The 22,842-nt window shown below is 57.4% G+C and carries 21 protein-coding genes and 1 pseudogene; 5 read left to right on the forward strand and 17 right to left on the reverse strand.

The window, feature by feature from the left end; genetic code table 11:
- The 9 genes and pseudogenes from ACQ5BM_RS27025 to ACQ5BM_RS27065 all read right to left on the reverse strand — a co-directional run.
- Positions 1 to 317: pseudogene (locus ACQ5BM_RS27025) on the reverse strand (glucose-6-phosphate isomerase); the annotation flags it as partial.
- Positions 318 to 361: 44 nt separating this feature from the next.
- On the reverse strand, positions 362 to 1,624 hold the full coding sequence (oiaX, locus tag ACQ5BM_RS27030) for a 3-oxo-isoapionate-4-phosphate decarboxylase OiaX (protein ID WP_429817986.1): 1,263 nt from the start codon (positions 1,622 to 1,624) through the stop codon (positions 362 to 364).
- A gap of 30 nt (positions 1,625 to 1,654) precedes the next feature.
- Positions 1,655 to 2,518 carry an N-acyl homoserine lactonase family protein gene (locus ACQ5BM_RS27035; protein WP_429817988.1) on the reverse strand — a complete coding sequence of 288 codons (864 nt, stop codon included), beginning with the start codon at positions 2,516 to 2,518 and terminating at the stop codon, positions 1,655 to 1,657.
- On the reverse strand, positions 2,490 to 2,987 hold the full coding sequence (locus tag ACQ5BM_RS27040) for a hypothetical protein (protein WP_429817990.1): 498 nt from the start codon (positions 2,985 to 2,987) through the stop codon (positions 2,490 to 2,492). Before ACQ5BM_RS27040 ends, ACQ5BM_RS27035 begins: the two co-directional genes overlap by 29 nt.
- Positions 2,987 to 4,027, reverse strand: coding sequence for an aldo/keto reductase (locus ACQ5BM_RS27045; protein ID WP_429817992.1), 1,041 nt, complete (start codon positions 4,025 to 4,027; stop codon positions 2,987 to 2,989). Before ACQ5BM_RS27045 ends, ACQ5BM_RS27040 begins: the two co-directional genes overlap by 1 nt.
- A 30-nt stretch (positions 4,028 to 4,057) precedes the next feature.
- Positions 4,058 to 5,107, reverse strand: coding sequence for an aldo/keto reductase (locus tag ACQ5BM_RS27050; protein ID WP_429817994.1), 1,050 nt, complete (start codon positions 5,105 to 5,107; stop codon positions 4,058 to 4,060).
- A gap of 57 nt (positions 5,108 to 5,164) precedes the next feature.
- A complete protein-coding gene (locus ACQ5BM_RS27055; protein WP_429817996.1) occupies positions 5,165 to 6,145 on the reverse strand; it encodes a substrate-binding domain-containing protein in 981 nt (326 codons plus the stop codon).
- Between the two features lie 36 nt (positions 6,146 to 6,181).
- Positions 6,182 to 7,168, reverse strand: a complete 987-nt coding sequence (locus ACQ5BM_RS27060) for an ABC transporter permease (RefSeq protein WP_429817998.1) — start codon at positions 7,166 to 7,168, stop codon at positions 6,182 to 6,184.
- A 79-nt stretch (positions 7,169 to 7,247) separates the two neighbouring features.
- Positions 7,248 to 8,762 (reverse strand): sugar ABC transporter ATP-binding protein, encoded by a 1,515-nt coding sequence (locus ACQ5BM_RS27065; RefSeq protein ID WP_429818000.1) that lies wholly within the window; start codon positions 8,760 to 8,762, stop codon positions 7,248 to 7,250.
- 119 nt (positions 8,763 to 8,881) lie between these two features.
- Here ACQ5BM_RS27065 and ACQ5BM_RS27070 point away from each other — a divergent pair, with 119 nt between their 5' ends.
- Positions 8,882 to 9,880, forward strand: coding sequence for an L-threonylcarbamoyladenylate synthase (locus tag ACQ5BM_RS27070; protein ID WP_429818002.1), 999 nt, complete (start codon positions 8,882 to 8,884; stop codon positions 9,878 to 9,880).
- A 79-nt stretch (positions 9,881 to 9,959) separates the two neighbouring features.
- On the opposite strand, the gene ACQ5BM_RS27075 is transcribed toward ACQ5BM_RS27070, so the two are convergent.
- Positions 9,960 to 10,940, reverse strand: a complete 981-nt coding sequence (locus ACQ5BM_RS27075) for an aldo/keto reductase (protein ID WP_429818004.1) — start codon at positions 10,938 to 10,940, stop codon at positions 9,960 to 9,962.
- A 183-nt stretch (positions 10,941 to 11,123) separates the two neighbouring features.
- On the opposite strand from ACQ5BM_RS27075, the gene tkt reads away from it, so the two are divergent.
- From tkt to ACQ5BM_RS27095, 4 genes are read left to right on the forward strand one after another with little or no spacing between them, the layout of a single operon-like run.
- Positions 11,124 to 13,115, forward strand: a complete 1,992-nt coding sequence (tkt, locus tag ACQ5BM_RS27080; RefSeq protein ID WP_429818006.1) for a transketolase — start codon at positions 11,124 to 11,126, stop codon at positions 13,113 to 13,115.
- Positions 13,112 to 14,131, forward strand: coding sequence for a class 1 fructose-bisphosphatase (locus ACQ5BM_RS27085; RefSeq protein ID WP_429818008.1), 1,020 nt, complete (start codon positions 13,112 to 13,114; stop codon positions 14,129 to 14,131). The genes tkt and ACQ5BM_RS27085 overlap by 4 nt, the downstream gene beginning before the upstream one ends.
- A gap of 10 nt (positions 14,132 to 14,141) precedes the next feature.
- Positions 14,142 to 15,191, forward strand: coding sequence for a class II fructose-bisphosphate aldolase (fba, locus tag ACQ5BM_RS27090; protein ID WP_429818010.1), 1,050 nt, complete (start codon positions 14,142 to 14,144; stop codon positions 15,189 to 15,191).
- Positions 15,192 to 15,223: 32 nt separating this feature from the next.
- Positions 15,224 to 16,000 carry a DeoR/GlpR family DNA-binding transcription regulator gene (locus ACQ5BM_RS27095; RefSeq protein WP_429818012.1) on the forward strand — a complete coding sequence of 259 codons (777 nt, stop codon included), beginning with the start codon at positions 15,224 to 15,226 and terminating at the stop codon, positions 15,998 to 16,000.
- Positions 16,001 to 16,022: 22 nt separating this feature from the next.
- On the opposite strand, the gene ACQ5BM_RS27100 is transcribed toward ACQ5BM_RS27095, so the two are convergent.
- The 7 genes from ACQ5BM_RS27100 to ACQ5BM_RS27130 form a co-directional block, all read right to left on the reverse strand.
- The gene (locus ACQ5BM_RS27100; protein WP_429818014.1) at positions 16,023 to 16,769 is read right to left on the reverse strand and encodes a transcriptional regulator NanR; all 747 of its coding nucleotides are present in this window, start codon (positions 16,767 to 16,769) and stop codon (positions 16,023 to 16,025) included.
- A gap of 96 nt (positions 16,770 to 16,865) precedes the next feature.
- On the reverse strand, positions 16,866 to 18,143 hold the full coding sequence (locus tag ACQ5BM_RS27105) for a TRAP transporter large permease subunit (RefSeq protein WP_429818016.1): 1,278 nt from the start codon (positions 18,141 to 18,143) through the stop codon (positions 16,866 to 16,868).
- Positions 18,144 to 18,148: 5 nt separating this feature from the next.
- Complete coding sequence (locus tag ACQ5BM_RS27110; protein WP_429818018.1) at positions 18,149 to 18,655, reverse strand: TRAP transporter small permease; 507 nt, start codon at positions 18,653 to 18,655, stop codon at positions 18,149 to 18,151.
- 59 nt (positions 18,656 to 18,714) lie between these two features.
- The gene (locus ACQ5BM_RS27115) at positions 18,715 to 19,734 is read right to left on the reverse strand and encodes a DctP family TRAP transporter solute-binding subunit (RefSeq protein WP_429818020.1); all 1,020 of its coding nucleotides are present in this window, start codon (positions 19,732 to 19,734) and stop codon (positions 18,715 to 18,717) included.
- A gap of 38 nt (positions 19,735 to 19,772) precedes the next feature.
- Positions 19,773 to 20,642, reverse strand: coding sequence for a 3-keto-5-aminohexanoate cleavage protein (locus ACQ5BM_RS27120; RefSeq protein ID WP_429818022.1), 870 nt, complete (start codon positions 20,640 to 20,642; stop codon positions 19,773 to 19,775).
- Between the two features lie 36 nt (positions 20,643 to 20,678).
- The gene (locus tag ACQ5BM_RS27125; protein ID WP_429818024.1) at positions 20,679 to 21,506 is read right to left on the reverse strand and encodes a phosphogluconate dehydrogenase C-terminal domain-containing protein; all 828 of its coding nucleotides are present in this window, start codon (positions 21,504 to 21,506) and stop codon (positions 20,679 to 20,681) included.
- A gap of 570 nt (positions 21,507 to 22,076) precedes the next feature.
- Entirely contained in the window at positions 22,077 to 22,799 is a 723-nt protein-coding gene (locus tag ACQ5BM_RS27130) for a haloacid dehalogenase type II (protein WP_429818026.1), read from the reverse strand.
- Positions 22,800 to 22,842: the final 43 nt, after the last annotated feature.

Here is a 22,842-nt window from a genome sequence, read left to right on the forward strand (position 1 = left end):
TTGCCGTCGACGAGGATCGGGCGGTTGCCGCGGTTGCGCAGCGCCGTGTGCAGCACGGCGCGCTCTTCGGTGATGTTGATGATGTCGCCGCGGAACATGGCGTCCCGCTTCTCCTCGACCTTGGCGGCCTTGGCGAGCGCCTCGAGGCCGTCGAGCACCCTGTCGTTGACGGCGCATTTCGAATAATCGAACAGCATGTCGCCGAATCGCACGCTGTACTTCGTGAAACGGTTGGGGTCAGCAGAGAAAGCGGCCTTTATGTCCGTTGCCTGGATTGCGGTAGCAACCGAAACAAGGCGCATTACTTCTTTCTTCATTCACGTATCCTGCAATGCTCGCGCCTGCCGTCTTTGGCGGATGCCTACGACGGGCGGCCGAACTTCTCCAGTGCCTGCTTCAATTCCGGATGGCTTCGCGCATAGACATCGAGCTCAATGCCCTCTTGCGCTGCCTCCCAGGCTTGCCTGACTGCCTTGACGCCAGCGCCAGGGCCTCCCGGGTGACTGACTACGCCGCCACCGCAGAGGTATAGAAGATCGAGTGTCCGCCCCGTACGCCGATATGTTTCCGGTGCCTGACCGCCCCACTGACCGGAGCACACCACCGGCATCGGGCTTTGCTTTTCTGCTTGAAGCGGGAGAGCGAGATCGTGGAAAGACTGGATGAACGAGTCGTCGGGTTCCCAATACTTGGACCCAATGCCGTTGATCTGAAACTGGTCGACTCCGAGCAGGCGCCAGTATTGTTGATAGACGGAAAAGTTCATACCCAGTCCAGGGTGGCGTGTGAGGATATCCCATCCATTCCGATGAGCATGCAGCGCCAACCGGGAACGTTTTCTGAGGAAAAGAAACGAGCCTTGGCCGATCGAATTGATATTGATCACCGCTGCGTTCCCGCCGGCCGTGGCCACCACGTCATGGTTCCGCATCATAACATCAGGATCGACATGAGAGATGTTGAAGGCGTACATCACCTTCTTGCCGGTCCGCTGCTCATGGTCTTTGATTAAGGGCATGATCGCAGCCACCCGGTCTTCGAGCGAAGAATAGGGCGGACCGCATAGTTTTTCGTCGTCCTTAATGAAGTCCACGCCGGAAGCGATGAGTTCCTTCACCATTTCGGCAGTCTCTTGCGGGCGTAGCCCAAGCGCGGGCTTGATTATTGTTCCGATTATGGGACGGTTCTCGACCCCCGTAAGCTGGCGCGTTCCGTTTATGCCGAATTGGGGACCTGGGTAGGCTGCCCCAAATCCATAGGGCAACTGCATGCGCAGAACCCGGATTCCGGTGAATCCGCGGATCGAAAAGACTCCGCCCACGGTTATGGTCATCAAGGCGGCTAGGTCGTCGCCGATCGCTTCCATCGGAAACGCGATGTCGGCCTCCGCTCTGCGATATGGTCCGCCACCGGCCGTCTGCGGGATCGAGGCGCGCGCGATTGGCGAAATTTCGCGTACTTCGAGTACGCGAGCCGCAACCCGCGCCTTCAGTTCCGGCGTTTCGCCCGGAAGATCCACAAAGGTACCGGTTGATTGGTCGCTGGCGATCTTGGTGGCATAGGCAAGTGGATCGCCTTCGCATTCGATCAGGTACGTCATGATGACGTGGTCTTGTGCATTCATCTCAGAAACACCGCTTACGCAAGATCAACATCACACCCTGGAAACTTCGTTTTCGGCGAGACACACTTCGATAATCTGCAGGCCACGATCGGACACCCGTGACGGATATAGCTCGGCCAGCTTTTCTTCGTGGACGGGTATAATCCGTCGCTCGTCATTCCCCACGATGGCCAGCATTTCGTCCGCTGCCTCAATCAGCTTCGTTTGGCTGCCATTGGCGAGACCCGGTGGCACGAAGCACGGATTCGATGGGTCATCACCTGTCAGATTTTGGTAGGTATAGATGACGTCCCCCGATAGGACCAACTTATCAGCGCCGCCTCGATCAACGACCACATACTGCGATCCCGCCGTATGCGTATCGTGCGCAGGATACAGGTGGATGCCGGGGAGAGCGTTTTCCCGGTCACCATCAACGAGTTCGAGACGACCTTCGATGTTCGCCTGGGTGAGGTACAGGATGTCCGCGGGGTTTAGACCTGCTTGCAGCGATCGGAACCGAGGACCCTTTGCGAGAATCCACATCCAGGACTCCAACTCCTTCTTTTGAAGATAGATCGTCGCGTTAGGAAAGAATTTGAGGCCCCCTATGTGATCGAAGTGCGCATGCGTGAGGAAAATTTGGGTGACGTCCTCAGGGCGAACACCGCACTCCGACAGCACCACCTCTGGCGGTGTCCAACCGGTGACCCCGATTGAATTTGCGATTTCTCCTCCAAAATCGTTTGCATCATGGCCTACGTCCACCAGTGCGACCGCACCGGCTGTCTTTATCAAGATATAAGCGAACGGAAGGTTCATCGTACCTTTGTTGTGTGCGCCATACAGGACGCCGCTGACCGGATGGACCGGGCTACGCGCGTACTCAAGTACCCAAACGGAATGTGTTCCCATCCCACTTCTCCATGTTGGCAAAAGCTCCTCTAGCGCAGCAGCCAGTTGTGTCGAACATCGTAGTACCCAAAACGGCTGAAGCGGCTTTCAATTCCGTCAAGGCTATGGACAGTACGTGCATCGCTCGCCCATGAACGACATTACCAACCCGGGCGAGCTTGAGCCGCTCAAGTTCTGTGCGGACCCGTCTTAAATGTCGCCGGGTATGCTCGGTTGCCATTAGCGGCTTCAAAGCAGCTTCCCTTTCCCGCACGGTGCCCAGAAGCTGCGTCGCACGCTCGTTGAGTAAAGCGGAGTGCACCTCAAGGCCCCGCGCGGCGCCAAGATGGATGAACGACAACAAGGCTACGATCTCGCCATAGGCGCGAACCAATACCGAAAGATCGTCCCACTGCTCTTGACGTTCGATCGCACTCGGTTCCTCGCTGCAAGCGAATAGCGATCGATTTTGCACCGCTCCGCCGTACATCAGGCGGCTGCCGGAAGCGGCGCGGTGGCAGGCAGGAGGCCGGCAGTCGTCAGTGCGCTCCAAAATCCGGGCGGGATTGCTTCGTTGATCGACGCAACGTTCTGCATGACTTCCTTACTGCCCTTTGCCCCCATGACCAGCGTGGCCACGGCCGGGTGAGCGTAAACGAACTGCATCGCTGCGGCAGGAAGACTGACCTTGAATTCTCTGCAAACTGCCTCGATTTCCCTGACGCGATCGAGGACGGCGCTTGGGACCTTGCCGTAGTCGTAGGTCGCGATCGAACCACCAGTTCCAGTAGCCAGGATTCCCGAGTTGAAAATCCCGCCGGCGATAATCGAAACATTGCGCGCCAGCAGTTCGTCGAAGGCTGAGTTCAGGGGCTCGTGATTGAGTAGCGTGTAACGTCCTGCAACTAATGCGCAGTCAATTGAAAACTCCCTCGAGACGCCGATCACCGACTCTGTCTCGTTGACCCCGAGACCGATGGCCGAAACACATTTGTTCGAACGCAGCTCATCGAGCGCCCTATATCCAGAGGCACGCAACTGGTTCCAATAGAATTCGCTTTGATCGCCGTGCCACGCCCGACCCACGTCGTGAACAAGCAGCACGTCTATATGGTCGAGACCGAGACGATGCTGACTATCCTCAAAGGATCTCATGATCCCGTCGTAGCTATAGTCGTAGGTGTCCAGGAAGGGTAGGGGATCTATCCATTCGATCCCGTAGACGGTCTCAAGCTTTGCAGTGCGGCTTGCGGGTTTTAGGACGCGGCCGACTTTCGTGCTGATGACGACATCTTTTCGCAGATCATTCACTCGGAGTGCGTGTCCGAGAAAGTGCTCGGACTTCCCAAAGCCATACATTGGGGCACAATCGAAGTAACGTATCCCGGACTCGTACCCCGCCAGGATCGTAGCCTCGAATTCGGCGTACGAGACGGCCGCGTTGAAACCGGACAGCGGTACCGTTCCTAATCCCAATGACGTCACGTGCACGTTGGAACTGCCAAGTGGACGAAGTTCAAGCTCCGGCATTTCTTACTCCCCTAATAATTGGCGCTACAGTCATGCGGCCAGATCGATGATCGGCGCGGCGTTCGGAATGAGGCCTCTCGCCTTTAGTTCGGACCAGAATTCAGATGGAACCTTCGCAGAGATTGCTGCGACGTTTGCCTCGACGTGGCGAGTGCTGAGGGCACCCTGAACAACCGCCGTTACAGCTGGATGCGAGTACACAAACTGCGTAGCAGCGGTGGCTAGCGAAATATCGAACTCCGAGCAGACGATCTCAAGAGCCTCTACTCGCCTTAGGATCTCGGGGCTCGCCAATTGATAATCATAGGTTCTCACCGCCGCCGCGCCTTTGCTTCCTTCAGCGAGGATACCGGAGTTGTAAACTCCGCCGGCAATGATCGCGATCCCACGGCGCTGGGCTTCGGGGAAAAAATCCTCAAGCGGCTGATGGTTGAGCAGTGTGTAGCGGCCAGCGACCAAGGAGCAGTCGAGATTGAATTCCGCTGCGACCTGAAGCACGGAGGCGGTTTCGTTCACGCCGAGACCGATCGCCTTGACCGCTCCGCTGCTGCGCAATTCGTCGCATGCGCGATAGCCGCTTTCGCGAAGCTGCGAGAGGTAGCGATCGTAGCTGTCGCGGTGCCAAACGCCACTCACATCATGCAGGTAGAGGATGTCGATGCCATCCACGCCCATGCGCTGCTGACTGTCCTCGAAAGATCGCATGATACCCTCGTATGAATAGTCATATTCGTCGACATACGGAAGCGGCTCGATCCAATCGATGCCATAAAGACTTTCGGCTCGTTTAGAGCGACTCGCAGGTTTAAGGATGCGGCCAGCTTTGGTGCTGATCACAACGTCCTTGAGAAGCCCATTCACGCGAAGCACATGCCCCAGACTGTGCTCGGACTTTCCAAGTCCATAGAGGGGCGCAGTGTCGAAATACCGCACCCCGAGCTCGTAAGCTTTGAGGATTACAGCTTCGAAATCAGCAAACGGGACGCTCACCCCGCACCCACCCAACGGCGACGTCCCGAGGCCCAGTGAAGTCAGCTCGACACCGGTATTTCCGATTTTTCTCTTCTCTAGCACAGTCATTTTGTCACCTTGATCAAAATAGTGGCGAGCCCGGCAGGTCGGGCTCGCCGATAATAATCACTTGTATGTTTTCACGTTGTCCTTATCCAAGACGAGCCACGGAACCGTGTAGTCCTTTTGAGTTCCGTCCTTCCACTCCATCAGTTCCATCCAGACGTCCGACTGAGGCTTGTATTCCGGTCCGATTATTTGGCGTAATGCCAAATCTACTGCGCCTTGACCCTCCGCCCGGGCATACTTGTAAAGCGTGACTGCCATCTCGCCGCTCTCCACGGCGCGCATCGCGTCCGGGATACCGTCGATAGCGATAACCGGCACCTTGCTGAGGTCTACGTTGGCAGCCTTCATCGCCTCGATTGCGCCAAGCGCCATCTCGTCATTCTCGGCAAGAATGCCGTTGATCTGGTTCGGATAGGCGGAAAGCCAGTTTTCCATGAGGGCCTGGCCTTCGGCGCGGCTCCAGTTGCCACTCTTGTCTACCAGCAGTTTGAGGTTCGAATGCGTTGCAAGTCCGGCGTCAACGCCGGCGCGGCGTTCGATCTGAGCTGACTGGCCGATCGGACCTTCCATGAGCACCAGGTTGCCCCCGTTCGGCAGGCGCTTGGCCATCTCTTCGGCGATGATCCTGCCACCCTCGCGGTCGTCGACGATGATCGAAGCGGTGTAGTTCTGCGATGCGGTCTTCAGCGCCGAAACAATCACCGGAATCTTGGCTTCAGCCGCTTTGTCGATTGCGGGCGCAGATGCTTCAAGATCGAACGGCGCCATGATGATGGCGTTGAACTGTTGCGTCACTGCGGTATCGATCTGGTTGGATTGCACCAATGGATCGTACTTGCCGTCGAACACAGTGATCTCGACCTTGCCTTCTTTGACCGCCGGGTGATTCTGGATCTCCGTTGACCAGGCTTTCATGTATTCGCCGGACTCGCCGAACGAGAGCGCAGCGATTCGGATTTTGTCCTGAGCGGCTGCAAGGCTGGCGCTGAGCAAAACCGTAGAAGCTGCAATCGTTGCAATAAATGTACGTCGTTTCATAGTATTCTCCTCCACTTTGTTATCCCTATTTCGTTGTTATTTCCGAATCTGATCGGCAATTACGGCTAGTACGATGATGGCTCCTTTCAATAGTTGCTGGTAATAGGAAGAGACGCCCATCAGATCCATGCCGTTGTTGATGGTGCCGATGATCAGCGCGCCGAAAAGTGTTCCAACGAGCGAGCCGCGTCCGCCAGATAAACTCGTTCCACCGATGACGACCGCGGCAATAGCGTCGAGTTCATAGCCGATACCGGCTTGCGGCAATGCCGCTGTGGTGCGTGCCGTAAGAACCAGACCCCCAAGTCCCGCAAGTAGGCCGGAAATGACATAGGTGGAGGCAATGACAGTGCGTGTCGAAATACCGCTCGTACGCGCAGCCTTCTCGTTGCCGCCCACCGCGTAGATGTAACGCCCGAATGTCGTACGGGAGAGGGTGACCCACCCGATGATGAAGACGGCGAAAAACACCAGGACGGGGACAGGAAGCCCTAGCACGTTGCCGCTTCCAATCCAGCGCAACGAAGCAGAAAGATTGGCGATCGGGCGCCCGTCTGAATAGATGAGCGTAACTCCTCGGGCCATGCTCAGCATCCCGAGAGTCGCGACGAAGGGCGGCACGTTGATGCGTGCAATGAGCCCGCCGTTGATAAGGCCCAGGATTGCACCAGTTCCGAGTGCAGCGAGGATGGCAAAGATTAATGGGTTCTCGTTGCCGGTTGTGACGAGATTGGCCGCCACCATGCCCGCCAAGGCCATGACTGAACCGACGGACAGATCGATGCCCTTGGTAAGGATTACGAATGTGACGCCGATGGCGAGGATGCCGTTGATGCTCGACTGCCGCAGTAGGTTTAGCCAGTTATTCCATGTCAGGAAGTATTGGTTTAGCGATGTGAAGAGTATGCAGATCCCGAGAAACACCAGGATGATGCTGAACGACTTTATGAAGTCCTTGGTGATCTCGGCTTTCCGCCGTTCCGAAGGCGTGCCGGTGGCGAGCTTGGTGATGTTAGCATTCATTTTAGTTCGTCCCGAATTCCCGGTTGAGGCCGGTGACACTGCTGTTTGCGAAACCTGAAGGTCGGGGAGCGCAGGCTCCTCAGCTGGCAAGCTCCATGATTGTTTGTTGTGTAGCTCCGTGTCCGTCGATTACGTCCATTAAGGTGCCGGCTTTGAAAATCGCGATGCGATCACTGACCTGCAGGATTTCCGGAGCTTCGGATGACACAACAAGGACGCCGTGGCCTTTCGCGGCAAAATCACGAAGGAACGCGTAGATTTCCTGCTTAGACCCTTCGTCGATGCCACGTGTCGGCTCGTCACAGATTAACAGGCGAGGGTTCGTCGTCAGGCAGCGGGCGAAGACAACCTTTTGCTGGTTTCCACCACTGAGACTTTCGACAGAGAGATCGGATGAGCTGGCCTTAATCCGTTGGGATCGGATCATCTCATCTACGATCTCGCGTTCTTTCTGCTGCTTGACAAAGCCGCTCACTGCCATCAGCGAAAGGGCCGATAGTGTGATGTTGTGTGCGATCGAAGACGACAGCACGAGGCCACTGTCTTTGCGGTCCTCCGAGACCATCGCCATGCCCATCCGTATGGACTCGCGCGGCTTACCCTTGGGGACCCGCTTGCCGGCCAATACCACCTCACCGGAAGTCGGCTCTTCCATCCCGTAAACCGCCTCCAGGAACTCGGTACGCCCGGAGCCGAGGAGGCCGTAGATGCCGAAGACCTCTCCGGCTGCTACAGAAATCGAGATATCCTTGAATTCATTGTCGCGAGATAGGTTCTTTACCTCGAGCAATATCGGCGCGCCCGCATTCGGGCGCTCCTTCTCGACGACTTTAACCTCGCGTCCGACGATGTGGGTGACGAGTTCCTTTCGCGTGATGTCCGTCATGGGGCCGCTGACTATGTAGTTGCCGTCACGGAACACCGTGTATTCGTCCGCGATCTCGAAGATCTCCGATAGCTTGTGAGACACATAGATGATCCCAGAGCCGCGGCGCTTCAGCCTATCTATGGCACCAAATAAGATGTGGGCCTCGTGTTCGCCGATCGCCGACGTCGGCTCATCCATAATGACGATGTCGGCGTCAAAGCTCAGCGCCTTCGCAATCTCAACCAGTTGAGTTTCGGCGAGGCTGAGGCTGGACATCCGAGCGCCGGCGCGAATCGGAAAGCCGATGTCGTCCAGCAACGTCTGCGCTTGAGCTTCCAGTGCGGAAAAATCTATGAATGCTCCGAAGCGCTTGGGCTCTCGCCCGAGATAGATGTTCTCGGCCACAGTCATCTCAAGGACAGGCGAGAGTTCCTGCGTGATGATTGCGATCCCGTGATCGAGGGCTTCGCTCGCCGATCGGAAATCGACTTCTTCGCCCTTGATCCTGATTGAACCCTCGTCTCTGCGCAGAAGACCCATGACGATGTTCAGGAACGTCGACTTGCCAGCGCCATTGCCGCCACACAGAGCGTGGACGGTACCCGGTCGCAATTTCAAGTGACCCTGGCGCAAGGCGGGCACACCGTGGAACGCCTTGGCGACCCCGTCGGCCTCGAGCAGCAAAGGGCTGGCAGGCGCGTCAATGTTGACACTCGCGGTTTTCATAAGACCTCCCATCGACCAACTCCTCAATTGGTCTTTAATGAAAGGTATAAGGTCATACCTATTTTGACAAGCGGTTTTTTCAGCGGTATTTGATGCGTGGAAAATTGAGGGCTCTTTTGATGATTATGGACGTCGCTGCGAACGAAATCCAAGCGATCCGGTTAGCCGCGCAGGCGCTTGAAAGGGGAGAGGTAATCGCGATCCCGACAGAGACTGTCTACGGCCTCGCGGCGGATGCGACGAACGAAAGGGCCGTTGTACGGATCTTCGAAGTCAAGCGACGGCCGAGCTTTAACCCTCTGATTTGCCACTGCTCTGATTTGGATATGGTGTCTGAGTATGCCATCTTGGATCCCGTCAGCCTGCGCCTTGCCAAGGCCTTCTGGCCGGGTCCGATGACGTTGGTGCTCAAGTCGAACCCCGAGCACAGACTGCCCTCCAGGACGACGGCGGGATTAGAGACGGTCGCTATCCGGATACCCGCCGGGTTCAGCAACGAACTTATCCGCTCTTTTGGTCGCCCTCTTGCTGCGCCCAGCGCGAACATCTCCGGTAAAGTCAGCGCGACGGCAGCAGCCCATGTGAGAGATGATTTTGGTGACGAAGTTCCCCTTATTCTGGATGGGGGGCCGACAGAGATCGGCGTGGAATCGACGATCCTCATGGTCAAAGATGGCGGTGTTGAGCTGCTTCGGCCGGGCGGCCTTCCAATCGAAACTTTGCAGCCCGTCGCAAATGTCCCGATCTCGGCTCGGACATTCGAGGGGCGCTTGTTAGCGCCGGGAATGTTGAAATCGCACTATGCTCCGCGGGCGACGGTACGTCTCGAAGCGACGGAAGTGAGGCGCGGCGAAGCTTTGATAAAATTCGGCAGCGATACTGTACCAGGTGAGGCCGATTGCCCTCATGTCTTCAATCTGAGCCCCAGGGGTGACCTGGCAGAGGTTGCTGCGGCTCTCTACGCGGCATTGAAGCTAGCAGACGAGGTGGGCGTTTCCGAAATCGCCATTGTCCCGATCCCCATAAGCGGGCTTGGGCTGGCCATTAACGATCGCCTTAGCAGGGCGGCAGCTCCGCGAGGTCTTAGCCCCGACGAGGCCGTGCTTGGGAGGCTTTAGTTCGACAGGCTAGGACTGTCCGAAACGCCCCAAGCGAGGGGGCGTTCCAGATGTAGCGGTTGGTACTCGGCTGCGGCACTCACATAAGACCCACGACTTCGTGTGGGACATAAGGCGCTTCGAGACGATTAATCTCTGCATCTGTAAGTTTGACGGCGAGCGCGCCCACGGCGTCTTCCAGATGACTTGATTTGGTCGCTCCGATAATGGGGCAGGTGACTCCCGGCTTTTGCAGGACCCAAGCCAGCGCCACTTGCGCGCGGGGCAGATTGCGTTCGCGCGCAATCTTGGCCACCTCGTCTACGACCGTTTGGTCTGCAACTGCCGCCTTCTTGTAAAAACGTCCGGTCACGTTATCTGTCTCGGCTCGCTTGGATTGGGTGCCGCTGTCTTTCGTCAGGATGCCGCGCGCCAACGGGCTGAATGTCATGACGCCGATACCTTCGGCGCGGCAAAGTGGCAGCATCTCACGCTCTTCCTCGCGATAGATGAGGTTGAGATGTAGCTGCATTGAGGCGAATGCGGCCCAGCCCTTGCGCTTCGACATCTGGATAGCTGTCGCGAATTGCCAAGCGTACATATTGCTCGCCCCGATGTAGCGAACTTTCCCAGCCCGCACGACGTCGTTCAGCGCTTCGAGCGTTTCCTCCACCGGTGTGTCGTTATCCCAGAAGTGGGTCTGGTAGAGGTCGATATAGTCCGTTCCCAGGCGCCGTAGACTGTTGTCCACTTCGGAAAGGATGGCCTTGCGAGACAAGCCTGCTCCGTTCGGGCTCGTGTTCATCCTTCCAAAGACTTTGGTAGCCAGCACAACTTCATCGCGGCGGCCATGTTCCTTGATGAGCTTTCCGACAATTTCCTCGCTGGTTCCGTCTGAGTAAACGTTGGCTGTGTCAAGGAAATTGATGCCTGCGTCCAGAGCCTTTCGAAACAGCGGACGCGCTTCTGCTTCAGTTAGCGTCCATTGATGATTACCGCGATCCGGTTCGCCGAAACTCATGCAGCCGAGTGCCAGCCGTGAGACTTTCAGTCCAGTCGCTCCCAAGCGCACATATTCCATTCGCTCTCTCCAATGGTATGATGTATGATCTTAATAACAGATAGCGCGCCTGTAAGTCACGTAAAATCTAGCGGTGTGTGATCAAAGCTATCAAAATCACATAAGCTATGTGATTTTGTGATTACATATTGTGATTTTGCGTCTGATAGATCATATTCGCCTCCACTCATGAAGGAGGGTCACATGACAGAAGTCTCCGATCGCGATCTCGCGACCGCCATTCGAGTCCTATCAATTGACGCGGTAGAAACGGCCAATTCCGGCCACCCAGGTATGCCGATGGGGATGGCTGACGCCGCGGCTGTTCTGTTCTCCAAGCACCTGAAATTCGACGCGAGCAAACCTACATGGCCCGATCGCGATCGGTTCGTGCTGTCGAACGGACATGGATCGATGCTCCTCTACAGCCTGCTTTATCTGACGGGCTACGAAGACATGCCCATCGAGGAGATACGCAACTTTCGCCAATGGGGATCGAAGACCCCGGGTCACCCTGAATACGGCCATACAGCAGGCGTCGAGACCACTACGGGCCCGCTTGGGCAGGGTATTGCTTCAGCTGTGGGCATGGCGATTGCGGAGCGCCGCCTCGCCGAAGAATTCGGCTCCGCACTTGTCGACCACCATACGTACGTATTTTGCGGTGACGGGTGCCTAATGGAAGGAGTAGGTCAGGAAGCAGGCTCGCTTGCGGGCCACCTCCAACTAGGCAAGCTGATTGTCCTGTATGACGACAACGCTATAACGATTGACGGTTCCACAGATATCGCCTTCTCTGAAGACGTCCTGGGTCGGTTCGAAGCCTACGGGTGGCACACGCAGCGTATTGACGGCCACTCCGCCGCGGCGATCGATCACGCCATTTTAGGGGCCAAGGCTGAGACAGGCCGACCGTCACTCATCGCCTTGAAGACTGTGATTGGCTACGGCTCTCCCGGGAAGGCCGGAAAAAGTTCTTCACACGGTGCGCCGCTTGGAGCCAACGAGGCAGCTGCGACAAAGGCCGTTTACGGATGGACGTCTGCTCCTTTTGAAATTCCCGAACCGATCCTCAGGCGTTGGCGAGAGATTGGAGCCCGGGGCGCCGGCGCACGCGAAATGTGGCAAGCTCGTTTGCGTGGCACCGAAAGTGAAACAAGAATCGAATTCGAGCGTCGAGCAGCTGGCACCCTTCCTTCCGAGTACTCCTCTGCAATACAAGACGCGAAGGCGCGACTTCTTGACACGCCCCAGGCGGTGGCAACCCGCAAGGCGAGCCAGATAGCGCTGGAGGCACTGACAAAGCTGCTCCCCGAAATGATCGGCGGCTCCGCGGACCTGACCCACTCCAACCTCACACGTGTCCCGGCGGTAGACACCGATTTTACGCCTACCGAGAGTGGACGGTACGTGAGCTACGGCGTCCGCGAATTCGCGATGGCTGCGGCGATAAACGGTATCGCGGTGCATGGTGGGTTCATCCCCTATGGCGGCACGTTCCTTGTTTTTTCGGACTACTGTCGAAACGCAATTCGTGTTGCGGCTCTCATGGGTGCGCGATCTATTTTCGTCCTGACGCACGATTCCATCGGCCTTGGCGAAGATGGGCCGACACATCAGCCGGTCGAGCATCTCGCGAGCCTCCGGGCGATGCCCAACCTGCATGTGTTTCGCCCCGCAGACACTATCGAAACGCTCGAATGTTGGGACTTGGCACTCCGCAGCGACAGAACACCCTCCGTCTTGGCACTTTCGCGCCAGAACGTGCCGCAACTGCGCACTGACCGCGACGCAACAAATCTCAGCGCTCAGGGAGCCTATGTGCTCAGGGAAGCCAGTGGCGAGCGCGCGATCACGCTGATAGCAACAGGAACTGAAGTTTCTCTCGCGGTTAAGGCAGCCCAGGCGTTGGAAGCCCAGAACGTGCCGACTGCGGTGGTATCGATGCCGAGCTGGGATCTTTTCGACAAGCAACCGAAGACCTACCGCGACGGGGTCCTGGGTAAGGCGCCGCGTATCGCTGTAGAAGCTCTGTCGAAATTCGGATGGACGAAGTACGTCGACAGCGAGGACGACGTCATCGGTATGTCGGGCTTCGGGGCGTCTGCACCTGCCGAAACCCTCTACGCGATGTTCGGGATCACAGAGGACGCCATTGTCGCTCGGGCAATTGCCAAGGTGGGAGGCGCGGAGTGAATTCGGCGGCCCCCACCTTGAGCGAAGAGTCCGTCCGCCAATCGCGTACGGTAGATCAGTACCTTTCTGATTGGGCCTGCGGTGACGCTTCACGCGAAGCCGTTTCATCGCTGATCCACGGGATTCTCGATGCGGCATGCGTCTTGGCGGGCCGCATCGCGACTGGTTCCTTGGAGGGAGATCCGACGCGGCTGGTAGGCTCGAATACGGACGGAGATGCGCAGAAGGCCATCGATGTCGCTTCGCATGAACTCTTCGTCGAGTTGCTCGAACGGGCGGGGGCCGCGCGAATTCTCTCAGAAGAAGCCGACGAGGTGATAGTCTTCAGGAATTCCGGCCTGGGCGTTGCAATCGATCCGATCGACGGTTCGGGAAACGTTGGGCTCGGCGCGCCCGTCGGCACGATCTTCTCGATCATCCCGTTTGGCGAGGATCAAGATCCGTTCCTCATGCCGGGCAGGACGCAAATTGCGGCAGGTTACGTGTTGTTCGGCAATACGGTCGATCTCGGCCTTACTGTCGGCAACGGTGTTCTGCTCGCTACGATGCACCCTCAGACGGGGGAATTCCTCATCGTGCGTCGTGAAGTGCAGGTAGCGCAAAATACGTCCGAACTCGCCTTCAACGCTTCCGTACAGCGCCACCTTCAGCCGGAAATGGGCCGCTACGTTTCGGATTGCCTGGCTGGCCAGGACGGACCGCGCGCCCGAGACTTCAACATGCGCTGGCTCGGTTCGGCAGTCGGCGATGTACACCGCATTCTATTGAAGGGCGGCGTCTTCTTCTATGCGGCCGACAAACGACCCGGTTATCAGAACGGCAGGCTTCGCCTTCAGTACGAGGCAAATCCCATCGCCTTCCTCATGGAGCAGGCGGGAGGGAAGGCGACGGACGGCGGCGTACCGATCCTCGATAAGGTTCCGGCAGAAAACCACTGCCGTACGCCTCTCGTCTTCGGCTCGGCGAGCGAAGTCGACACGATTGCCAACTACCTCAATTTCAACTCAAATCACTGAGCGAGACATCATGGCCAAGATTACGCTTCGCCAGCTGCTGGATGATGCAGCGGAGTACGGATATGGCGTTCCGGCGTTCAACATAAACAACATGGAACAGGCTCTTGCCATCATGGAGGCGGCCGAGGCCACAGACTCACCGGTTATCCTCCAGGCAAGCCGCGGTGCGCGAGCCTATGTCAACGACATCATGTTGCGGCACATGATGGACGCGGTGACCGAGATGTACCCGAGCATCCCTGTTTGCGTTCATCTCGATCACGGAAACGAACCTAGCACGTGTGCAACCGCGATCCAGAACGGCTTCACCTCGGTCATGATGGACGGATCTATCCTGGCCGACGGCAAGACGCCGGCGGATTGGGACTACAATGTCAACGTCACCAAAGCCGTTAGTGAGATGGCTCACTGGTCCGGCGTCTCTGTTGAAGGTGAACTTGGCGTCCTTGGTTCACTTGAAACTGGAATGGGCGAAGCAGAAGACGGACATGGAGCGGAAGGCAAGCTGGAACGCCATCAGCTTCTGACCGATCCTGACGAGGCTGCGAAGTTCGTGAGGGAGACAAAGGTGGATGCCCTTGCCGTTGCGATGGGGACGAGCCACGGTGCGTACAAGTTCTCCCGCCGTCCGGATGGCGAGGTTCTGGCAATGGATGTCATCGAGGCGATCCATCGGAAACTGCCGAACACGCATCTCGTCATGCACGGCTCATCCAGCGTTCCGGAGGAGCTGCAGGACATCATCAATCGTTTCGGGGGGCAGATGAAGCCGACGTGGGGAGTGCCGCTCGAGGAAATTCAACGAGGCATCCGTCATGGAGTACGAAAGATCAACATTGATACTGACTGCCGCATGGCCATGACGGCTCAGGTCAGGAAGGTCCTATTCGAGGACCCAGCTGAATTTGATCCGCGGAAGTATTTGAAGCCAGCAATGACGGCTCTCTCCAAGCTATGTCGTGAGCGATTTGAGGCATTCGGGTCAGCTGGACGCGCTGGCAAGATTGCGGAAATTCCCCTTGCGGAAATGGCAAAACGCTATAGGGCAGGTTCCGTCTAGGTCAGTGACGGCGGTTTGGAGCGCGGAGTAAATTGAAGCGGGACGAGCGAAGGCAGCAGATCGTCGACATGCTGGTCGAAAACAAGACGGTCGACCTTGACGATCTGGCCAGTCATTTCGCGGTGTCGAAAATGACCATCCACCGCGATCTGGACGACCTGGAACAGGCTGGCGTCCTTAGGAAGGTCCGCGGCGGGGCCACGATCGACGCCGGAACGCAATTCGAAAGTGACTTCCGCATCCGCGAGCGGCAGGGGAGCGACGCCAAGACCGCGATGGCGCAATGCGCACTGCGCCTCGTCGAGCCGGGAATGACGGTTATGGTCAATGACGGCTCGATGGCCGCTGTACTCGGCGAGATGCTGCTACAGAAGCGGCCATTGACCTTAATTACCAACAATGCCGCCGTCATGGAGCGGCTGAAGAGTGAAAGTGGGATCACACTTATCGCACTCGGCGGCACCTACTCCGCGAAGTTCAATGCTTACCTTGGGGTGGTCACAGAAGAGGCGTTGTCGCGTCTGACCGCCGATATCGCCTTCATCTCGACACCTGCGGTGAGTGGAATGCTCGCGTATCATATGGATGACAACGTCGTTCGTGCGAAGCGCGCGATGATGGCGTCGTCGGTCGTAAAATGTCTGCTGGTCAATCACCAGCGCATCGGCCATAGGGCGTTGCATGTGCTGGCGCCCCTTTCCGACTTCGATGAGGTGATCACCGACAGCGCACCAGAAGTCTCACTCATCCGCGAGATCGAACAAGCCGGCGTCGAGCTCACCATCGCATCGATGCAGGACGAGAAATGACCAAGGCCCAGTCGTTGGTCGATCAAATCGGCGCATCCGGCCTCGCGACGTAGAGATCGCGCGAGCGCTCGAGATGCCGGACGAGCGCAGCCTCGGCTAGATCGGCATTACCCGACCTAATGGCTTCCAGGATGTCCTCGTGTTCGGACAGGGTGACGCCTTCCTTGCCCGATCGACGCAGCAGTTCGATGTGGAACGCCTGCAACCAATTGAGCATTGCCTCACTCACTGCGCAAAAGACAGAGTTGCGCGTGATCCTTGCGATCTGCGTGTGAAATGCCATATCCGCGGCAATGAACGCGTCGGGTTGCCCCAAAGACTTCTTTTGGTTCTGAATCGCTACCTTGAGCTGTTCGATGTCGAAGGAATTTGCTTTCAGCGCCGCCTCTCGCACCACACCCCGCTCGAAAAGGAGACGGGCCGCTTTAAGGTCCTCCAAACTACTCGGCGAACCTGCCAGAAGCATCTTGGCTGCCATATCGACCTGTTGGATGAGAGATTTTGCGGTCAATGGAACGACCTTGGAACGCTCTCCCTGCGAAATTTCGATAAGCCCTCGCGAAGCCAAAGCTTGCATCGCCTCTCGGATGGCCGGACGGCCAACATGAAGCGACTCCATGAGCATTCGCTCTGATGGAACTTCGTCCCCTGGCTTGAGTTCTCCGACTTCGATCAGGTGCTTCAGCTTGTCAAATACCTCGTCGGAGAGCTTTCTCCGTGCAATGGGAGAAAGCCCCTCAATTAGCTTTCCTGGCTGCCGGCTGACCATGGCGTTGGCCTCTGTGTTTCCTGTGCGTGCATAGAGCCCCGATGCCTTGCGAGAACGCGCCACGGGGCTCCGCATGATGGCTAATGCCGCGCGAACCTATCGCATCCAGCTTAGCGGCAACGTCACAATTTGCGGGACGAGCAACAGTAGGACAAGTACGGCGGTGTGGGCGACAAGGAACGGGTTAGCCCCTCGTATAACATCTTCCATTTTTATTCGTGTAACGCCAGTGACCGCGTTTAGAACCGTGCCAACAGGGGGCGTAATAAGTCCGATCGAGTTGGCAATGATGAAAATGATACCGAAGTAGATCGGATCGATGCCCGCCTCTCTCACCACGGGCATCAGAACAGGTGTCAGGATCAGGATCGTCGGTGTCATGTCCATCGCCGTCCCGACGAGGAGGACGATCGCCACGATAACGAACATAAGAAATTGCGGAGAGCCGACCAAGGGAGCGAGCAACTCGCTGAGCATTACAGGAAGGTCGGCGATTACGATCAGCCACGACGTCACGACCGCCGCTCCTACGAGGAACATCACCATGGCAGTACTCTTTGCGGCCGCCACGAATACCTCGTACAGGGCAGCAAGGCTCAGTTCCTTATAGACGACGACGGAAACGAATATGGCGTACACGGCGGCCACCACCGCAGCCTCGGTCGGCGTGAATACGCCTAGCTTCAAGCCGAACACGATGATGACGGGCATCAAAAGCGCCCATCCCGCCCGGCGGACGTTCGTCAGAACAACTCCGGCCGCCGCGCGTGACGGAAGATCCACCTTTTCCTTGCTTGCCAGGTAGAACCAGGTGGCTGTCAGACCCATGGCCATCACAATCCCAGGAATGATACCACCAAGGAACAGGCCGGTAATCGATACGTTTGCTGTGACGCCGAAAAGCACCAACCCAATGCTTGGTGGGATCACCGGCGCGATGATGCTCGAAGATGCTACGAGGCCAGCAGAACGCGCCGGTTGGTGCCCGGCGGCCACCATTGCCGGAACCAGCAACGCTGCGAGAGCGGCTGCATCGGCGATCGCCGATCCTGAGATGGCGGAAAGCAGCGTTGCCGAGATGATGACGACGTAGCCGAGGCCCCCGCGCAAGTGACCGACGATAGAAAGAGCAAGATCGATGACGCGTCGCGAAAGACCGCCTCGGTTCATGACTTCGCCGGCGAGCATGAAGAACGGTACCGCCATCAGGGGGAAACTGTCGACGCCGCCGATTAGGTTCTGGGCGATGATTTGAGAATCGAACAACCCCAGTTGCAGCATCATTGCGCCCGCTGAGACGAGAAGGGCAAAGGCAATAGGCATTCCCAGCGCCATGGCGGCTAGGAGCGAGGCAAGAAATACGACGATGATCATTGGCGTCACTCCACGATGTAGCCAGGCTGCGTCGAGTCCGGGTCCGGACTGCCATGTCGAATGATCTCGATGATCTGAATGATCAAGATTGCAATCGAGGCGATGCCGAAGATCACGCCCGGCAGATAGTAGAAGAGCATCGGCAGGCCCGTGGCTGGCGCATGTGCACCAAGATTGAGCCAGCTTTGTGCGTAGCTTCCTTTTAGTATCAGCCAGGAAACGCCAATCATTATAAGTGCGCTAGCGATATTGCAGAAAGACTGCACTCGGCGGGGAAGGGAATGAAGGATGCCCTCCATTGCGATGTGGCCCCTCTCGTAGACCGCGAGGATCGAGCCAATGAAAACCAGCCAGACATAGAACCATCGCGAAAGTTCCTCCGAAAAGGAAAGACCGCTGTTGGCGGCGTATCGCAGGACCACGTTGGTGAATGTGAGAACGACCATGCCCATGAGCAAAAGGGCAATGGCCATGCGGATGGTCCGCATAATCAGCAGCGTCGGTTTTTGCATGTTTGAACCTCGTGGGGGTTACGGGCGCAGCTCAAGGCATCGCGCCCGCTGGGAAGGGGTTAGTTGGCCTTCCTCAATTCCTCGAGCGCCTTGAGAGCGCCGTCGACGGTTTCGCGGCCGATACGGTCGGCATGCTTGTCGTAGACTGGTTTCAGAGCTTCCTGGATGCGGCTCAGCTCTTCCGCGGAAACCTCGTTGGCTTCCATCCCCTCGGCGACGAGGTTCTCCTTCAGTTTCGGGTCGTCTTCGCGGTTCTTGCCCCGTTCAAATGCGCGAGCTTCTTCGCAGCCCTTTCTCAGAAGGGTGCGCTCGTCATCATTCAACTGGTCCCAGAGGTCCTTGCTTGCAAGCACGACTGCGGCGCCGTAGATGTGGCCCGTCTCACTCACATACTTCTGGACCTCGTAGAACCTGCTAGTCGAGATACTGTTGTGCGGTGTTTCCTGTCCATCAATCGCGCCCGTCTCAAGCGCTGAATAGACTTCTGTGAAGGCCATTGGAACTGCGTTCGCGCCGAGCGTATTGAAGGTGTCGATAAACACTGGGTTCTCTATGGTTCGGATCTTCAATCCTGCGAAGTCCTCCAACTTCGTGATCGGATGCTTGTTGTTCGTCACGTGACGGAAGCCGTTTTCCCAGTAGCAAAGTCCCACCAAGGAGTTCTCCTCAAGCTTTCCGAGAACCTCCGTGCCGATCTCGCCGTCAAGGATCGCATCCGCTTCGGCGTGCGTGCGGAAAAGGTAGGGCATATCGAAAAGGCCGAATGCCGGCACGGTCGTGGCGGCGGCTGCAGTCGAGACCACCGCGAGCTGGATGACGTTGCCCTTCGCGCCGGAGATGGATTGAACCTCGGCACCCAGCAGGCCGTCTGGATAACCCTTCAGTTTGATCTTGCCGCCGGATTTCTCCTGGAGCCAGTTTTCCAGGAACTCGACGCCGGCCCCATAGGAATGTGACTTGGGTACAACGTAGCTCAGCTTCAAGCTATGTTCGTTGTACTCCTGTGCTGCTGCGGGCGCCGCGATGGTAGACGCCGCGAACACTAGCTTGATCAACGTGGATGTATGCGATGCCTTCATTTTCTCCTCCCGAGTAGATGGATGGCATTTACGGTTTCTTAGGCTAGGATCTCCCGCGCCTCCGTGGTTGAAGCCACCGTGCCGCCGGCAGCCTCGATTGCCTTCGCCGTGGCCTCCACCAGGGCGAGGTTTCCGATCTCCGAACCAAGATCGAAATCTTCTAGTCCTGCTCGAACATGGCCTCCGCGGTCCACGACCTCGGGAACGAGCGGCAGGACGTTGGTTCCCAAGCCCGCTACCATCCAAGGCGCCGAAATCCCAAGTTCACGGTAGAGCTCCAAGTAGGCCTGGAGCGCGTAGGTACGGGGCGGGAACCCGAAGGTCAGTTGTTCCGAGAACATGAACCGATACATCGGCTTTTTCAGCTTGGCGTTTTGCGAAACGAGGTGGTGAGCAAGACGAAGATAGCCGGGGTCGTAGATGGCCATCGTCGGATTCAGCCCGAACTCAGCCGCCACGTTCAGTCCATGCCGGATTGCAATTGGTGTGTTGATATCGACAACCGCATCTTCCAGATTGAGGTCGCTGTACCGCACGAGGTTTGTGGAACCTGGATCAACGATGAGCCAGTCGAGCTTTCTCGTTTCGCCCAGAGTGGCAAAATGGCTGTAACGTCTCTCCCCAGCAGAGGGCTCGATGGCTTGCGCGTTACTCATGTAGCGGATCGCCGGGTAGACAAGGACATCGACCTCCGCGCGGATTGCAGAGATGATTTCCTCGATCACGGATAGATCGGTCGTCTGGTTGCCGGTCGTGATATCGTATGCATGGAAATGGATCACCGATGCCCCGGCGCTGGCGCATGCAACTGCTTCAGTGACGATCTCATCGATTGCGATTGGTATTTTGGGTTGTCGTTCGCGGGTCCACGGCCCGTTCACAGCGGCCTCGATAATCGTGGCGCTCATTTTCTGATGCTCCGATTGTGATGCAAATCGACGGCGTCAGGTGATACGGCGGATGCTTTCCGCGATCTCCTGAGGTTCGAAGACCTTCTTCCAGTCGTCCTTCATCAGAACCGGGATTCCGAATTCGATCGCTTTGTTGCACGCATCGGAGAAAACGCCTGGCGTCTCTTCAAAAATGACTGCGCCGAGCACGTTCATGTGGCCTAGCAAGAAATCGCGCGCCGCTTCTTTGGGCACGCCGCGCGAAACGCATTCGTCCATGGCTTGCCGCATGACGTAGAGAAGCGATGCACAGACAGTCTCAGAAAGGCCCGGCTCCAGCAGCGCGATTTGTTCCACAGTGACCCGGTGTGAACGCATGACCGGGGCCCAGATTACCTTCGCTATTTCTTCCCCAAGCGCCCAGTGCTCCTCAGGCCCCTGCATGAGAGCGGAAACGATGTGCTGCTTGGCTGCGACGCCACCAAAAAAGTCGCGCTTCGCAACGAGGTCCGTCTCGTCGTTGAAAATCGGAGGGTGGCAGGGGTGGGTAACGAAATACGTGAGATCAGGGCGGATCGGAAGGTGCCCGGCGGCGGGAGCGGCTGCATCCAGTGCGATGACGATCGTTCCCGACTGGAGCTTCTGCGCAATACTCGCAGCTACTTTGCCGATCACGGTATCCGGTACCGCCAGGATCACCACATCGACGCCGTTCAGCGCCTCATCAACTCCGACCGTTTCAAGACCTAGTTCGTTCCTCAGGCGTTCCGTGCCTTCCGCGCTCACTTCGACGTGGCGGACGTCGAACCTAGAACCCTTCAAGTTTTTGGAAAGGCGGCAGCCCATTTTCCCACCTGCACCAAACAGCGCGATCGCAGTCATCTATTCCTCCATGCATCCTATGATGTATGAGGTAATACCTATACTGGTATAACGAGTCAATAATCATGTCAGTGAATTCAGTGACTTTGACTCAACCGCGTGGGCGCGTTGACTCAAATGAGGGACTGATTGCGAACGCCATCGAGGCTGCAGCAGACGCGTTCGCGTCCCTTGGTCGCCGTTGCAACCGAAAGCGCAGCCGCACTGTTGTTCGGCAAGCGGTCGATTTGCTGGAGAAATCCGCTAGGCGACGGACATAGGCGATATACTCAGCTATCGTGGCTCGTTCAGGATTACCTGGGGAAGTGACACGAAACGGCGACCGCCAGCGTCTGCATCGAGCCTTCAATACCCTTCGGAGGCATGTCGCTACGGAGTTGGCGGCCGACCGGTGTTGATCCAGTTAGCCATCAGCTTTCAAAGCGCAGTCGCGATCGCGATAGTGGGAAATCGGAGTCCACGGGGTCGTTGCGGACACGGTCGGTAGTGGAGCCAAGCGCTACTCTGCACAGGGCGTCTTGGTGTCGCAATGCGCCCTGGCATCAAAAGAAAATTGGTCGTCTGGCGTGATCAACACTCAAGAATGTCCGCTAGCTCCTTCAGGTCTGCCGCCACGATTGTCCATTGTCCGTGCGCCGAGAGATCGGATGTTTGCTCCGGTCCGTGCTCCGTTGGCCGGAGGACGAAAAACGTGCTCATGCCGCACTCGGCCGCAGCTTCCAGGTCATCATTGTGCGCAGCAACCATCGCGGTCTGGCCGATGTCGAGACCGGCACGCTCCGCTGATAGGCGGTAGACCTCGGGGCGTGGTTTGTAGTTCCTCGCAACCTCAGCGCCGAGAATTACGTCCCAGCGTAGGTCGGCGTACTTTGCGAGCCACAACATCCCCGCGGTATGCCCGTTCGAGATCGTGCCGACAGCAAACTTGCGTTTAAGACGGCAGATCGCCTCAACGGAATCCGGCCACGGATCGAGACGCTCCCAGGCGGCGTTGAGTTCTTTGAGCTGAGACAGGCTGAAACGCTCCGCGTCGATGCCGTGATCCGCCATAGTTGCCTTGAGGTTCTCCAAGTTTAAGACGTCAAGCGTTACCCATGGGCGAGCACCTTGGCGGATTGGCTCCATGGCGGGCTGGTAAAGGGACCGCCAGTCCGTAGCAAATTTGAAGGGGTCGACCTCGCAGTTCGCGTTTAAGAAGAACGCCTCGACGTGCCGAGCGACGCTCCCACGCCAATCTACGACCGTGCCGTATACGTCGAAGCCGAGAAGTCTCACGCTTTGAAAATCTGGCATTTCTGAAATTGCTCCTCCGGTTGGAAGCCGGACTCCGAGGAGC

This window comes from Ensifer sp. B1-9, assembly GCF_050474445.1.
GTDB lineage: Bacteria > Pseudomonadota > Alphaproteobacteria > Rhizobiales > Rhizobiaceae > Ensifer.

Excerpts from the sequence above, each read along its gene's own strand:
- oiaX (WP_429817986.1), bottom strand. The coding sequence starts at position 1,624 with ATGAATGCACAAGACCACGTCATCATGACGTACCTGATCGAATGCGAA.
- ACQ5BM_RS27035 (WP_429817988.1), bottom strand. The coding sequence starts at position 2,518 with ATGGGAACACATTCCGTTTGGGTACTTGAGTACGCGCGTAGCCCGGTC.
- ACQ5BM_RS27040 (WP_429817990.1), bottom strand. The coding sequence starts at position 2,987 with ATGTACGGCGGAGCGGTGCAAAATCGATCGCTATTCGCTTGCAGCGAG.
- ACQ5BM_RS27045 (WP_429817992.1), bottom strand. The coding sequence starts at position 4,027 with ATGCCGGAGCTTGAACTTCGTCCACTTGGCAGTTCCAACGTGCACGTG.
- ACQ5BM_RS27050 (WP_429817994.1), bottom strand. The coding sequence starts at position 5,107 with ATGACTGTGCTAGAGAAGAGAAAAATCGGAAATACCGGTGTCGAGCTG.
- ACQ5BM_RS27055 (WP_429817996.1), bottom strand. The coding sequence starts at position 6,145 with ATGAAACGACGTACATTTATTGCAACGATTGCAGCTTCTACGGTTTTG.
- ACQ5BM_RS27060 (WP_429817998.1), bottom strand. The coding sequence starts at position 7,168 with ATGAATGCTAACATCACCAAGCTCGCCACCGGCACGCCTTCGGAACGG.
- ACQ5BM_RS27065 (WP_429818000.1), bottom strand. The coding sequence starts at position 8,762 with ATGAAAACCGCGAGTGTCAACATTGACGCGCCTGCCAGCCCTTTGCTG.
- ACQ5BM_RS27070 (WP_429818002.1), top strand. The coding sequence starts at position 8,882 with ATGATTATGGACGTCGCTGCGAACGAAATCCAAGCGATCCGGTTAGCC.
- ACQ5BM_RS27075 (WP_429818004.1), bottom strand. The coding sequence starts at position 10,940 with ATGGAATATGTGCGCTTGGGAGCGACTGGACTGAAAGTCTCACGGCTG.
- tkt (WP_429818006.1), top strand. The coding sequence starts at position 11,124 with ATGACAGAAGTCTCCGATCGCGATCTCGCGACCGCCATTCGAGTCCTA.
- fba (WP_429818010.1), top strand. The coding sequence starts at position 14,142 with ATGGCCAAGATTACGCTTCGCCAGCTGCTGGATGATGCAGCGGAGTAC.
- ACQ5BM_RS27100 (WP_429818014.1), bottom strand. The coding sequence starts at position 16,769 with ATGGTCAGCCGGCAGCCAGGAAAGCTAATTGAGGGGCTTTCTCCCATT.
- ACQ5BM_RS27105 (WP_429818016.1), bottom strand. The coding sequence starts at position 18,143 with ATGATCATCGTCGTATTTCTTGCCTCGCTCCTAGCCGCCATGGCGCTG.
- ACQ5BM_RS27110 (WP_429818018.1), bottom strand. The coding sequence starts at position 18,655 with ATGCAAAAACCGACGCTGCTGATTATGCGGACCATCCGCATGGCCATT.
- ACQ5BM_RS27115 (WP_429818020.1), bottom strand. The coding sequence starts at position 19,734 with ATGAAGGCATCGCATACATCCACGTTGATCAAGCTAGTGTTCGCGGCG.
- ACQ5BM_RS27120 (WP_429818022.1), bottom strand. The coding sequence starts at position 20,642 with ATGAGCGCCACGATTATCGAGGCCGCTGTGAACGGGCCGTGGACCCGC.
- ACQ5BM_RS27125 (WP_429818024.1), bottom strand. The coding sequence starts at position 21,506 with ATGACTGCGATCGCGCTGTTTGGTGCAGGTGGGAAAATGGGCTGCCGC.
- ACQ5BM_RS27130 (WP_429818026.1), bottom strand. The coding sequence starts at position 22,799 with ATGCCAGATTTTCAAAGCGTGAGACTTCTCGGCTTCGACGTATACGGC.